Source organism: Deltaproteobacteria bacterium (genome assembly GCA_029860075.1).
Lineage (GTDB): Bacteria > Desulfobacterota > JADFVX01 > JADFVX01 > JADFVX01 > JAOUBX01.
Genome location: JAOUBX010000105.1, coordinates 1 through 14043, shown reverse-complemented (window position 1 = coordinate 14043; position 14043 = coordinate 1). Strand labels below are relative to the sequence as shown.

Genomic DNA, 14043 nt, shown 5'->3' with positions numbered 1-14043 from the left:
AACTTTGCATTATTGACCTCACCAAGACATGAAATGGTAGATATTCCACATAGGGCTAAATATCGTGCTGAAGGGGCTTAACTTAGTGCCATTCGGATGTGTCCCGAATGGCACTAAGTTAAGCACTTTTATTATGAAAACGGCACCGTCCAGGCCTCTACTATTAACAGGGCAACTTGAATTGTTGTATCCTCAATATTGTCATTTCAGAGATCTCCGACCCGCATTGTTTTAGCGGGAATCCGGTTTTAATTGTTAGGGACGCCCTATAAAAGACTTTGGCCATGACACATGTTAATTGCCATTGCAGGCTTATTAATACAGGGGCAAGCTATTGATAGTGCATGCTAAACACCCTTAACTTAGTGCCATTCGGATGTGTCCCTATTAACTATAACTATTGATAGATCACCAAAACACCTCCCTCCCAAGGGTGAATCTACATCTAATTCAATTCTATAACGATCTCTACGGGTGGGTTTCTGATCTGGGCGCAGTGAATTTCTCCCTTGGCGCTCTCTCCAGGTTTTAGGTCACTGTTAAAGATAAGATGGGCAATACTTTTCATGCCATCCTGGAAACAAAACGCATCGGCTTTTGTGACCATTCCGCCGTTGTAAGTGATTTTCCCTGCAAAAACGGGGTTGTCTCCATTCATACGTTCAAATGCCCAATTGCTGAAAGTCAGAGCCTTCGCGTTCTTGCCTGTCACCTCTAAGGTCATCTGTTTTGGAGTTTGCCCTGTATTGTTCGCCACTTTCCTGTCCTCGCTTGAGCATGATGCAGCAGTTACAGCAAGGGCAACGGTGATTAAAACGCTACTAATGAAAGGACGTGTTATCCCCCGGAGTTTTGGTTCTTCAGTCATTCAATCCTCCTTATTTAGTTGCGAAGCGCAGATTATAGGAACATCATGCCTGTATATTATTTTCATCCATCAAAACCATAAGTTTATAACTTGTCAAATAAAGTTTCCTCTTAAGAAAAGGGCCAGGGATCGGTTCTAACGTATGACATTTAAAACTCCCTGAGGAGGTCCGGTAAATATTGTTTATATTATAAAGGTGGCGTATTTATCCTCTCTTAGTGACCTTCCTGTACTTGGTGGATAAATCTTTTGAAAATATCAGTTCTCCTTTTTCACCCCCGGTTCCTGAAAAATAAAGCGTTTACCCTTGCTCACAAATTTGAAACTCTCCCCTTTGTAATGATAGGTCTTCTGGTCCTTGCTGCCGGGATTTAAAACAATGTCCCCGGAAATCTCAACAGTGTAGGTTGGCTTCTTCTCGCTATTATCGACAAAAACGCGGGTCACTTCAATGGGGCTCGTCATCTCATTAAAACGTTCCGCCGGTTCGGCCACATTGATCATGCCCATCCAGTAGAGGTAGCCTCTTTCAGGATCAAAACGGAAAACAGAAAAGCCCCAGCTCGATTCAGCGCCTACCTCGGCCAGGATAATTACCGACTTATCATCATAATAAAAGGTGGGCGTCAGCATGAGACTGTCACCGGCGCCTTTTGTAGTCTGAACCCTGCGAAGCCGTTTATTATTTCGCTCTTTGATGAGGTAAAACCTTATCCCTTTATCCTTTCCACCCTGGTAACCTATGGCGGCAACGACATAATAATCTTCAATGCGGGGAATCTTGTAAATAAAAGGGTATTTGCCGATGCCATACCACTTGAAAAAAGTTTCCGACAATTGAAGGGCCTCCTCAGGAGCCAGCATTTCGGCATCGTATACATAGATCTTGCCGTCTTCACCGCTAACGAAGGCTTCATCGGGCCTGTGAACAACCATTTCAAGGGCAAAGGAAGGAGCCGTCCAAAAAATAATGAGAAAAAATATGAAAATACGCATATCTAATTAACTCTTTTAAATAATGAAATAATGAGGGACATCATCGGAATTATTTACTTTTTTTGGACGGCGTTTTTTTAACTTTTACTTTTTTTTCTTCAGGTGCTTCACTACGGGTAATAACCGTCCTCATAGGGAAAGGAATGTCAATACCGACTCCGGCAAAGCGCCTGTTTATCTCCATATTAATCTTGTCCTGTGTGGCAAAACGAATGGAATAATTATCTACCCAAAAAGCCAGCATCATATCAAGTGCGCTGTCTCCGAAACCTGTAAAATAGGCCGCCGGCGACGGATCTCTCAGGACTTCTTCAACGGCAAGGGCCGACTCTATCATTGTCTTTTTAGCGAGTTCCACATCGGTACCGTAGGCAATGCCAACTTCTACCCTGCCGCTTACCTTGGAATCGGGATAGCTGTGATTGACAAGCCGCGTATTGACAAGGTCACTGTTGGGCACGACAAGTATAGTATTATAAAATGTCTTAATTTTTGTGCTCCTCATGCCGATTTCCAGCACGTCGCCTATTTCACCGGAACCGAGCTCAACCCTGTCACCGGGCCTGAAGGGGCGGTCTACCATGATGGTAAAACCGGAAATCATATTGGCCAGCGTATCTTTTGCAGCAAGACCAATGGCAAGAGAACCGACGCCGAGGGCGGTAACAAGAGAATAAATATCCTGGTTGAAATGCTTCAGGATGGCAATGAGGCCGCCCAGGAAAATAAAGATGGCAAGAAGTTTTTCGATAAGGGGGAGAAATTCCTTGTCGAGCCTCGATTCAGTCTCTTTGGCTATTTTTTCAGCATACCACTTGAGAGCTTCATCAAAGACGGAATAAACGAGATAGACGGCAATGGATATACCTGCCACATAGATAATCCCGTCTATTATGCTGTTAAAGGTACCGGCCAGAGGAAGACGGGTAAAAGCAATGTAAATACCTATAAAAAGAATCAGGTAATGTATCGGCTTTTTGCCTCTTTCCAGAATTCTGTCATCGAGCTCGGTAGGCGTCTTTTTTACAAGAATCGATACCCAGTTATTAAGCGTATATTCCGACGACTTTCCAATGGCCCAGAAGAGGACCAGTATAAGAAAGGAAATAAAAAGCGTACCCAGCCATGCATAAATATCCATTTTAAGCCCTCCCGGTGACTATTGCATTTGAAACGATCATATTAAGTAATTGCTTAAGTTTATGAAAAATGTTCGCCGTTGCGAGCGTAGCGCGGCAATCTCCTTTATCCACAAACTGCAAGGAGGTTGCCACGTCGTTGCACTCCTCGCAAAGACGCCTTTTTATCAGGCCCCAAATACCCTCTTAAAGAGATTATCCACATTTTTGAGATAATAATCGAGATTAAAGGCCTCTTCAAGCTCTTCCTTGCTTAGCAGGTTCATTACGTCCTTGTCACCAAGCAGTTCTTCCTTAAAATCGGCTCCCTCTTCCCAAACCTTCATGGCATTTCTCTGGGCCAGGCCGTAAGCCTCTTCACGGGTAATCCCCTTTTCCACCATTTTAAGCATGATCTGCTGGGAAAAGACGAGGCCCTTCATAAGGTTGAGGTTTTTCATCATATTTTCAGGGTAGACAACAAGACCGTCAATAAGACCGATGGTCCTGTTGAGCATAAAATCGAGCGTTACCGTCGCATCGGGACCAATGACCCTTTCAACGGAAGAATGGCTGATATCTCTTTCATGCCAGAGGGGAATATTTTCAATGGCCGATAGCGCATAGCCTCTCACCAGCCTGGCAAGGCCTGTCAGGTTTTCCGAAAGAACAGGATTACGCTTGTGCGGCATGGCGCTCGATCCTTTTTGTCCCTTGGTAAAGGGCTCTTCCGCCTCATAAACTTCCGTTCTCTGGAGGTGCCTGATTTCGACGGCAAACTTTTCGATGCTCGAAGCAATGAGAGCAAGCGTACTGAAGTATTCTGCATGGCGATCACGCTGGATGACCTGCGTCGATACAGGCGCCGGCTTGAGACCCAGCTTTTGACAGACCTTTTCCTCAATGTCTAGCGGCATATGGGCAAAGGTCCCCACAGCGCCGGAAACCATACCGACACTGATCACATCAAGGGCCCTTTCCATTCTTTCCAGGTTTCTCCTCATTTCGTCGTACCACATGGCCATTTTGAGGCCAAAAGTAACAGGCTCGGCGTGGATACCGTGAGAGCGGCCCATCATAGGCGTCATCTTATGCTCCAGGGCCCTTTTCTTAATAACTTCCATAAGTCTTTTAATATCGTCAAGAATGATTTCTCCGGCTTCCCTCAAAAGAAGCGCATAAGAGGTATCGAGCACGTCGGAAGAGGTCATTCCCATATGAATGAACCTCGAATCGGGCCCTACATATTCAGCGACGGAAGTTAAAAAAGCGATTACATCATGCTTTACCACCTTCTCTATTTCATCGATCTTGTCGGCATCAAAATCGGCTTTTTCCTTAATAACCTTCATGGCATCATCAGGAATCTTCCCCAGTTCGTTCCATGCCTCACAAGCGGCAATCTCCACATCGAGCCACTTCTGGTATTTGTTCTGCTGCGTCCATATTTTGACCATTTCAGGTCTTGAATAACGTTCGATCATAATTTTTTCTTCCTTTGTTCCTCAATTTATTTAATTCTGTAATTTATTACTTTTCAATTTCTAACAATTTGTTGCAGGTTACCAGTTACAAGTTGCAGGTTTTTCAGACCGGGATTTTATAAAATTTTATTTCCAGTTGCCTTCAACATATTTGATAAAGCGGTTAATCTTGCGGCCTAATGTTTTATACTCACTCACCATTGTTTCAATTTCTTTATTATTCAGATCGTGCGTATCATTTATTATGTTAAGGTGCAGAATTGTCTCATCACAGGATGCCTGGGCATAAATAAGAAACCTTATAAAGTCCGCTTTATAACTTCTCCTACCATATCCTTCGACAATACACGATGTAACTCCCTTAGAAGACCTTCTAAGCTGACTCCCCTCTTCATAAAGTTCATACTTAGGTAGTCCCGGAGATATTTTATGTACTCTTACGGCAAGTTTATAGGAAAGAGTATAAACCTCCGGATCCCTAAAACTTTTCATTTTTCTCTTTTATCCAACCTGAAACCTGTAACTGGTAACCTGCAACAAGGTTTTTCAAATTTTTATCATCTCCCCCACCCTCTCCTGCCGGGCCATGGAGACCTTCACCTCCCCGTGAAAGCGTTCTTTCATGCGCGACATGAGCGTTTCATACGCCAGATCAGGATTGTTATTTACTTCACTCAGGTGTGCCAGCACAATGGATTGGAGTTTTTCGTGGTATACGTCCTCAACGAGTTCGGTACAGGCCAGGTTGGAAAGATGGCCCTCCCTCCCTTTGACTCTCTGTTTTAAATGCCAGGGATAAGGCCCGTCTATGAGCATGGTTTCATCATGGTTTGATTCAACAACCATTACGTTGCAGCCTTTAAGACATTCTCTTACAAGTCGCGTAACATAACCGAGGTCCGTTGCTATCCCCCCTTTTTTACCTTCCGCCCGGAAGATAAAACCGACGGATTGCCTTGAATCGTGAGGTGTGGAGAAGGGGTAGAATTCCAGGTCATTAATGGAGAAGAGCGTTCCCGATTCTATTTCATCGATATGGCTGATCTTTCCCCATACCTTTTCCGATGCCTTAATCGTGCCGTAAGCGGAATAAACAGGAAGATTATACCTTCTTGCCATAATCCCCACACCGGAAACGTGGTCCCTGTGATCATGGGTGACGATGACAGCATCGAGCGTTTCGGGATCAACGCCGATAGAATCGAGACGTGACGTCAGTTCCCGGCCGCAAAGCCCGGCATCGATTAAAACCTTCGCCCCGCCCCCTTCCAGGTAGATCGAATTTCCCCTGCTTCCACTTGCAAGTGCACAAAGACGCAAAACTGTTTTAACCCTCAAAAAATATAGAAAAAATAAAGAAAGATGATACTTGATCAGAGGAAAAGATTCAAGCAATGAATCCCTTCGGGCAATGAAAAGGCGCATTTCCTTCGTTCCGCGTCGGCAAGACTTTTCATAAAGCAAATAATTGACGGGGGTGATGCCGGACATGCCTTCATTTAAATTTGCTTGAATATATTAAAAGATGTGTTATTATAATAGGTTACAGTTATAATTAGGTTAAATGCGTCAAGTTTTCGGCAATATACGAAAGAAATGATGAAAAAGATTTTGAAAAGCACCCTCTTTATGAGCGCAACGGCCGATCATACTCCCGCCGATGCCGGCCTTAAGGCAGACCATGCTGCTCTTATAGCCAAGCTGATTTTTCTGGTTGTTGCAGCCTGGCTCACATCAGGTATGGCCGTTAAACTTATAGGAGGAGTGATTCCTGCCATCCCCTCACCACCACTTGCTTCTGAAAGCAGCGCTTCAGGAATTCCGGCGGCAGCAGAAAGGCGGCAGCTTTCATACTACAGTCCCGTCTGGGAAAAAAATGTCTTCAACCCTGAAGGAACGGTTACACCGCTGGAACCGACAGCAGAAGAAGTCAACGTTGAAGAAGAAGCCGGGCCTGTAGAAAACATTCCCTTGTCATCACTTAATTACAGACTTATGGGAACGGTTGCAGGTATTCCTGCCTACTCTTTTGCCGTTATCAAAGCACCTGATAAAAAAGACCAGTCACTTTACCGTATAGGCGACATGGTTGGCCCCGCAAAAATTGTGCGAATAGAGCGCAACAGGGTAATTGTCAATAATGCCGGAAGTGAAGAGATGCTGGAAGTCCAGTTCGATGAAGCCGCAGCCCTGGAAAAGAGGATTAGCTCTCCCACAAAGGGCATAAAAAAAGTAGCGGCAGACAGGTTTATTCTCGACAAGAAAGAAGTGGACAGACTGTCCGGTAATGTTAGCCAGTTCATGACTCAGGTAAGAGTCGTACCCAACCTGGTCAGAGGGAAAGGAGCAGGTTACAAGCTGCTTAATATCAAGAGGGGAAGCCTCGTCGAAAGCATCGGACTACAAAACGGGGATATTGTGAAGGAGATTAACGGCAGAGCCATTGATAAACCGGAAGAGGCCTTTATGGTATACCAGCAGCTTAAAGACGGGGGAAGCTTCAGCATAAAACTTGAGAGAAGAGGGAAACGAGAAACCATTCATTACGAAATAAGATAATTTTTTCGTATTTTGTGTAGAAATCATTCTGGAGGCATTTTGAAAAAACAGGGACCAGTGAAAACAGTTGTTTTCACCTTTTTATTAATACTGGCATTTATTTGGGCGGGCAATTCATGGGCGGCAGAAAAAAAACTCATATCCATGGATTTCGATAATGCCGATATTCGGGTCGTTATCAAGTTCATCAGTGAGCTGACAGGTAAAAATATCATTGTCGACAACAGGGTAAAGGGGAAGATAACCATCATATCGCCCAGAAAAATAACACCTAAAGAGGCTTACAGGGTCTTTGAATCCATTCTTGAGGTGAGTAACTTTTCTGCCGTTGAATCGGCAGGCATCATAAAAATCATCCCCAAACCGGATGCCTCCAAATCACTTTCATCGACGAGAAAAGGGAGAGAAAGCAGGAAAATCCCCAAAAATGACAAAATCGTTACCCAGATCATCCCTCTCGAATATGCACCTTCTCCAAGTATAAAGGCAACACTGGCGCCCCTGGTTTCAAAAAACGGGCTCATGATCGACTATCCCGGCACAAACACCCTTATTGTTACCGATATTTCCTCCAATATCAGGAGAATGCTTGAAATCATCGGAGAAATCGATGTGGCCGACATTCGCGAAAAGCTGGAAGTGATAAAGCTTACCTATGCCGACGCAGACAGCCTCTCCAAGGAGCTCGCGAGTATCTTCCCCATAAGCAAAAGGGCAAAATCCGGCGCCGGAAGAAGAGGCGCACAACCTGGAGCATCTTCAGTTCTTAAGTTTATTCCTTACAGTCGAACCAACTCTATCATTGTTGTAGCCGATGAAGCGGAACTGGAAAAAATCAGGGAACTGATTAACATGCTCGATGTTCAGACGGAGATGGAAGAAGGAGAGATCCACGTTTACTACCTGCAAAACTCCGTCGCCGAAGACCTTGCCAAAGTACTCAACAACATGACACAGACAAGGGGAAAGCAACGGCCTAAAGCGGGGGCCAAGGGTGCAACAACAGAGATGCCTATTACGGGCAACATTGCCATTACGCCCGACAAGGCGACCAATGCCCTCGTCATTACAGCCTCTCCCAGGGATTTCAGGGTCATTAAGGGGGTCATTGAAAAGCTCGATATCCGGAGGAGGCAGGTTTACGTTGAAGCCACTATTATGGAAATCAGCCTGGATAAACAAAGAGACCTGGGCTTCGAATTTCGCGGCACCACTGATCCCGCCAGTTCGAGCAATATCGAAGTAATAGGGGGCTCCAGCTTGGAGGCATTGAAGCGGCAAGCGCCAATCCGCTCGGCCTTTCAAGTCAGGGCCTTGTCGTCGGCGCTGTCGATGGAACCATCGAATGGGCCGGACAGACCTTTTACAACATAGGAGCGCTGGTAAGGGCGCTGGAGACGGAATCAGGCATTAACGTCCTTTCCACACCTCACCTTCTGACAACCAATAACGAGGAAGCGGAAATCGTCGTCGGTGAAAACGTGCCCTTCGTTACAAGCAGAGCCCAGACATCAGCCGGTACACCCCTTGAAACGATCGAGAGAAAAGATGTGGGTATCAAGCTGAAACTAACGCCACAGGTCAATGAGAGTGATTTTATCAAGCTAAAAATTTTCCAGGAAATATCCAATGTAAAAGAGACCCCTCTTCAGGGCGCATCCGATCTGATTACTACAAAGCGATCTGCACAGACCACCATCGTTGCGAGAGACAGCCAGACCGTGGCCATTGGCGGCCTCATCAAGGATAACGAATATGACACGGCAAGCAAGGTTCCCTGCCTGGGTGACATCCCGCTCCTTGGCATGCTTTTCAGATATACAGAAAAGAAAAAAGAAAAAACAAACCTCCTCATATTCCTCACACCCCGCATCATTAGAGATGCTGAAGGGATGGAAATAATTACCCGGGAAAAAAGAGAGAATATGAAGTCATTTATCAGGGAAAATCTTGCTGACGGTGAAGACAAAGAGGAAGAAATGAAGAAAGAGGAAAGCCGGGCAAACTGATGAAGCCTATAGGTGAAATACTTCTTTCCAGAGGGGCCGTTGATGAAGCGGACCTTGAGGCTGCTCTCCTTGCCCAGAAATCAAAATATGAACTATTGGGAAAAATATTAATCGGCAAGGGGAGTATTACGGAAGAAGAACTGCTCCTTGCCCTGGCAGAGCAATTTGACATAACCTACATGGAAAAACTGCCTGAAACGATCCATGCCGAAGAGATAAAGAAGGCAGCGCCCCTGAACTATCTAAAAAAAAACGGCATTCTCCCCTACCGCATTGAAGAGGACACCATTTATGTGGCCATCTCCGATCCTTTAAACACGGCGCCTCTTGATGACATTTACTCACTAACAGGAAAGAAGACCGTTCAGGCCCTTTGCTCCAGGGAAAAGATTACCGCAAGAATTCACAATCTCATGGAAGAAAACTTCTCATCCACGGAAGAAGTCATGGAAGATATTACCGATGAGAACGTAGGCGGACTTTCCATCGACCTGGAAGAAGCGCAGGATCTTCTCGATTTTTCCGACGAGGCCCCCATTATCAGGCTCGTCAATAAGCTCTTTTACCAGGCCGTCAGGGAACGGGCAAGCGATATCCACATCGAACCTTACGAATCGAAAGTGACGGTTCGCTTCAGGATAGACGGCACGCTCTATGAAAAGCTAACACCCCCTAAAAGTTTCCATTCGGCCATCGTATCACGGCTGAAAGTCATGGCCGGGCTCAATATTGCCGAGCGGCGGCTTCCCCAGGACGGAAGGATAAAAATCAAGATTGCCGGAATGGACGTGGACATTAGACTGTCCGTTATTCCGACGGCCTTCGGGGAAAGGCTCGTAATGAGAATCCTGGACCGGGCAAGCGTGCTTCTCGGCATATCGGACCTCGGTATGGGCAGCAGCGACGTTGAACGCTTTAACAGGATAATCAATGCTTCAAACGGCATCGTCCTCGTTACGGGGCCGACGGGAAGTGGAAAAACAACCACACTTTACGCCGCCATGGCAGAACTCAATTCTCCCGAGCGAAACATTCTTACCGTCGAAGACCCCGTTGAATACCAGATTGCCGGTATCGGCCAGATTCCCGTCAATACCAAGGTGGGGCTTACTTTTGCCCGGGGACTCCGATCCATTCTGAGGCAGGACCCCGATATTGTCATGGTCGGTGAGATTCGTGATGTAGAAACAGCGGAGATTGCCATCCAGGCATCACTGACGGGGCATCTTGTTTTCAGTACGCTCCACACAAACGATGCGGCAAGCGCCGTAACTAGGCTTGTCGATATGGGAGTAGAGGCCTTTCTCGTATCGGCAACGGTTCGCGCCGTCATTGCCCAGCGCCTTGTCAGACAAATATGCGAAGCCTGCCGGGAAAGTTACCTGCCCAACCATGAACTGCTTGATGAACTCGGCATAAAGGAGGAAATGACCTTTTACAGGGGAAAAGGTTGCGAGCAGTGTTCAGACACCGGTTACAGGGGAAGAGGCGCCATTTACGAAATTATGACCCTCAGTGAAACGGTAAGACGGCTCATTGTCGAATCGGCCACGAGAGATGACATCAGGAGTGAAGCCATCAAGGGGGGCATGGTCACCATGAGGGAAGACGGCCTGAAAAAAATCAAAGAGGGAATCACCACACCGGAAGAGGTACTTGCCGCCACAAGGGAAGTTGAGTAGTTTTGGAAAAGATTGATCTAAAAAAGAAACAAAAACGCTATGCAACCTTTTTTATTGTCCTCTTCCTCCTTTTTTTTATGGCCAGGTTTCCCTTGAAAGAGGCCAGGAACTGGGCTATTTCAACAGCGGCCTCCTCGGCGGAGCTTGATATATCACTTGGCGATTCATCCATTCTGCTTCCTCTCGGCCTGGAACTTGAAAGCTTTGTCATTGCCGGAAAGGGCCGGGCATTAGTCACCCCTCACATCGACGTGCTCGGGGTAAAGGCAAACCCCTTCAGCCTCATAGGCAGCAGGAAAAAACTCAGCTTTTATATTATTAACGGTGGCGAAGGAAAGGGCGCCATAGTCATAGAAGAGGGGAAGGCAGAAATAGGTATTGAAGCTAACCTCCTTGATATAGGTGGCCTAAAACTGAAGAATGGCGCTGTCATAGAACGTGGCAAGGTAAGCATTAAGGGCAGCATAACAATAGAAGCCGATTATATGAAGGGAAAGGGAAGCCTTCATGCAGAGGGAAGCGACATGCTCATTAAGAACGCAAGCCTCTTTGCTCCCGAGCTTCCCCTGAAAAAATTTACGGCAAAGCTCGATAAAAATGGCGCCACAGTAATGATCAAAGCCCTTGCGCTTGTCATGGACGGACTTCAGTTTAATGGCCAGGGGACCATTAAACTGGCAAAGCCTGCCCAAAACAGTTCCCTTGATCTTGGCGGAAAAATCGAATTGTCAGAGGCTTCCTACAGTCCGCTGTCAGGTATGATCTCCATGATAAAGGGGCCGGCAGATGGAGGAAACAATTTTACCATCCACCTTTCGGGGACTGTAAAGAGACCTGATTTAAAAATTAACGGGAAAAAGCTTTTTTAGCGTAAAGAGAACACAGCTTATGGCCGTATTCAGATACAAAACATACGATGGCTCAGGGAGGATGCTGTCAGGTATTATCGATGCCGACAGCACGGACCATGCCACGTCCAAACTGAAATCAAAGGGCCTTTTTCCTTTCGAAGTAACAAGAGAGGCCGGGGCGGCTGAAAGCAGGCAAAGGAAAGAATCTGCCAGGGGGAGAATAAAAAAATCGGAGATTACCGCTTTTACAAGACTCTTTGCCTCGCTCCTCACATCGGGCATGCCCGTCGTCGATTCCCTGACGGCCCTGTCGGAACAGATATCCAGAGCTACTTTAAGGAAAACCATTGTTGACATTAAGGAGAAGGTATCATCGGGTATGGACCTTTCAGAAGCCTTTTCCCGCTACCCTGACCATTTCAGCAAAACCTTCGTCAATCTCGTCAAGGCTGGTGAACGGGGAGGAGAACTGGACCAGGTGCTGGATGAACTTGCCGGGGTCGGTGAAAAACAGGAGGCCCTTCGGGGCAAATTCATGGCCGCCATGATCTACCCCATTCTTATGACCATCATAGGAGCGATGGTGCTCACCATCCTCTTTATCCTTGTCATTCCCAGGATTATCTCCATCTTCACTAATATGGGCCAAACCCTCCCCCTCCCCACAAAAATACTGGTCTGGACAACAAACACCATCAATACAAACTGGCCATTCATACTTGCGGCAGGCGCCCTGTTCTTTCTCCTGCTTTTGAGAATGAGAAAGAGCAGGAAAGGAAGATTCTTTATAGATAGGGCATTCCTTAAACTACCCGTAACGGGGAAGATTTTATGCAGGCTTGAAGTATCGAGGTTTGCAAGGACCTTTTCACTCCTCCTCAAGGGAGGGGTACCCATTACAGAAGCCCTTGACATTGCAAAGGATGTAGTTAAAAATTCAGTTATTGTCGAAAATATAGGCCATGCCAGGGATAATATTGCCGAAGGGGGGCACCTTTCGCCGGTGCTTAAGGAGGGAGGGATCTTTCCCCCTGTCGCTGTCCATATGATCGCCGTTGGAGAAAAGGGGGGAAATCTTGAAGAGATGCTTTTAAATATTTCCAAAAGCTTTGACAGGGAAGTGGAGAACTTTACCGCCGGCTTGTCGTCCATTATCGAACCTGTTCTCATTATAGCCATGGGGCTGGCCGTCGGCTTTATCGCCATGGCCATACTTTTACCCATTTTTGAAATGAATGTAATGGTTGGAAAATGAGCTTAATAAAGAACCTTAGTGAGAGTGAAAGAAGAACGATCAAATGGGGAAGCATTGCCACTGTTTTTCTCCTCTACATGGTCCTCATTGTTTTGCCCCTAAAGGACAAAGAAGAGGATTATAAAAGGCTGTCCGGGAAAATGCTCAAAATCGCCGAACGGGTAAGGGCCATGTCGAGGGAATACAGAGGACTGACAAAGCGTTTTGAAGAACTTAAAAGCGCCAATCCTCAGAAGGAGGAGAGCTTTACCCTCTTTTCTTTCCTCGACAAGGTAGCCACCGATTCGGGCCTGAAAAAGAATATAAAGGGAATGAAACCTTCCATTCAGGCAAAGGAGGGGTACACCGAATCGACAGTTGCCGTCGAACTGGAAGACGTACAGATAAAACCCCTTACCGAGTACATTCACCTCGTTGAATCATCGGGTCAGAATATCATGATAAAAAAGGTAGATATAAAACCGCGCTACAGTAATCCCGACAGAATTAACGTAAATCTCATCATCTCTGCTATTGCCATCAATTAGGGCTGGAGAGAAAAAGCATAAAGAGGAGAAGTCAATGAAGGAAGAAAAAAAACGATTAAACAACAAGGGATTTACACTCATAGAGATACTGGTGGTTCTCATTATTTTGAGTGTCCTTGCCGCCCTTGTAGCCCCCAGGTTCCTTGGCAGAACGGATGAAGCAAAAATAGAAGCGGCACGCATACAGATTAAAAACTTCGAAGGCGCGCTCAAACTCTTTTATCTCGATAACGGTTTTTATCCATCCACGGAGCAGGGGCTGGAAGCGCTTGTTACCAAACCGACAACGGGGAAAATACCTAAAAAGTATAAAGAGAATGGCTACCTGGAAGGGGGCCGGCTCCCTCATGATCCCTGGGATAATGACTTTGTCTATCTGTCACCGGGTATCAATAACAAGGAGTATGATATTGAATCCTATGGCGCCGACGGTGAAGACGGCGGCGAAGGCAACGATGCAGATATTGAGAGCTGGAACGTCAGATAGAAGGGGTTTTACCCTTATTGAAGTTGCCATGGTGCTCTTTATTTTCAGTATTCTCATGGTAGCCGCAGCGCCAAGACTGGCCTCCTTTCTATCATCATCAAAACTGGAAACAAACGTATCCCGGCTGGCAATCTATCTGGAACATATAAGAGACGAGGCCATTTATAAAAGAAAAGTCCTCATCTTGCGATGCCGTATCGAAGAAGG

At 46.1% G+C, this 14043-nt stretch carries 15 protein-coding genes; 9 read left to right on the top strand and 6 right to left on the bottom strand.

Features of this window, described 5'->3' with window-relative positions:
• Positions 1-445: 445 nt before the first annotated feature.
• The 6 genes from OEV42_19835 to OEV42_19810 form a co-directional block, all read right to left on the bottom strand.
• On the bottom strand, positions 446-868 hold the full coding sequence (locus OEV42_19835; protein MDH3976521.1) for a hypothetical protein: 423 nt from the start codon (positions 866-868) through the stop codon (positions 446-448).
• A gap of 258 nt (positions 869-1126) precedes the next feature.
• A complete protein-coding gene (locus tag OEV42_19830) occupies positions 1127-1864 on the bottom strand; it encodes a hypothetical protein (GenBank protein ID MDH3976520.1) in 738 nt (245 codons plus the stop codon).
• Between the two features lie 49 nt (positions 1865-1913).
• Positions 1914-3005: a mechanosensitive ion channel gene (locus tag OEV42_19825; protein MDH3976519.1), complete on the bottom strand. Its 1092-nt coding sequence runs from the start codon at positions 3003-3005 to the stop codon at positions 1914-1916.
• A 165-nt stretch (positions 3006-3170) separates the two neighbouring features.
• On the bottom strand, positions 3171-4466 hold the full coding sequence (gene purB / locus OEV42_19820; protein ID MDH3976518.1) for an adenylosuccinate lyase: 1296 nt from the start codon (positions 4464-4466) through the stop codon (positions 3171-3173).
• A gap of 126 nt (positions 4467-4592) precedes the next feature.
• Positions 4593-4958 carry a four helix bundle protein gene (locus tag OEV42_19815; protein ID MDH3976517.1) on the bottom strand — a complete coding sequence of 122 codons (366 nt, stop codon included), beginning with the start codon at positions 4956-4958 and terminating at the stop codon, positions 4593-4595.
• A gap of 54 nt (positions 4959-5012) precedes the next feature.
• A complete protein-coding gene (locus OEV42_19810; GenBank protein ID MDH3976516.1) occupies positions 5013-5786 on the bottom strand; it encodes an MBL fold metallo-hydrolase in 774 nt (257 codons plus the stop codon).
• A gap of 276 nt (positions 5787-6062) precedes the next feature.
• Between OEV42_19810 and OEV42_19805 the strand changes: the two genes are divergently transcribed.
• The 9 genes from OEV42_19805 to OEV42_19765 all read left to right on the top strand — a co-directional run.
• Complete coding sequence (locus tag OEV42_19805; protein ID MDH3976515.1) at positions 6063-7025, top strand: hypothetical protein; 963 nt, start codon at positions 6063-6065, stop codon at positions 7023-7025.
• A 57-nt stretch (positions 7026-7082) separates the two neighbouring features.
• Positions 7083-8399: a hypothetical protein gene (locus tag OEV42_19800; GenBank protein MDH3976514.1), complete on the top strand. Its 1317-nt coding sequence runs from the start codon at positions 7083-7085 to the stop codon at positions 8397-8399.
• Positions 8400-8416: 17 nt separating this feature from the next.
• Positions 8417-9034: a hypothetical protein gene (locus OEV42_19795; protein ID MDH3976513.1), complete on the top strand. Its 618-nt coding sequence runs from the start codon at positions 8417-8419 to the stop codon at positions 9032-9034.
• Positions 9034-10716 carry a type II secretion system ATPase GspE gene (gene gspE / locus OEV42_19790; GenBank protein ID MDH3976512.1) on the top strand — a complete coding sequence of 561 codons (1683 nt, stop codon included), beginning with the start codon at positions 9034-9036 and terminating at the stop codon, positions 10714-10716. Before OEV42_19795 ends, gspE begins: the two co-directional genes overlap by 1 nt.
• Before the next feature lie 2 nt (positions 10717-10718).
• Entirely contained in the window at positions 10719-11585 is an 867-nt protein-coding gene (gene gspN / locus OEV42_19785; protein ID MDH3976511.1) for a type II secretion system protein GspN, read from the top strand.
• A 19-nt stretch (positions 11586-11604) separates the two neighbouring features.
• The gene (locus OEV42_19780; protein MDH3976510.1) at positions 11605-12822 is read left to right on the top strand and encodes a type II secretion system F family protein; all 1218 of its coding nucleotides are present in this window, start codon (positions 11605-11607) and stop codon (positions 12820-12822) included.
• On the top strand, positions 12819-13349 hold the full coding sequence (gene gspM / locus OEV42_19775; protein MDH3976509.1) for a type II secretion system protein GspM: 531 nt from the start codon (positions 12819-12821) through the stop codon (positions 13347-13349). Before OEV42_19780 ends, gspM begins: the two co-directional genes overlap by 4 nt.
• Positions 13350-13383: 34 nt before the next feature.
• The gene (gene gspG / locus OEV42_19770; protein MDH3976508.1) at positions 13384-13836 is read left to right on the top strand and encodes a type II secretion system major pseudopilin GspG; all 453 of its coding nucleotides are present in this window, start codon (positions 13384-13386) and stop codon (positions 13834-13836) included.
• Positions 13805-14043: prepilin-type N-terminal cleavage/methylation domain-containing protein (locus OEV42_19765; protein ID MDH3976507.1), on the top strand; the 239-nt coding region annotated here is incomplete at its 3' end. The genes gspG and OEV42_19765, both read left to right, overlap by 32 nt.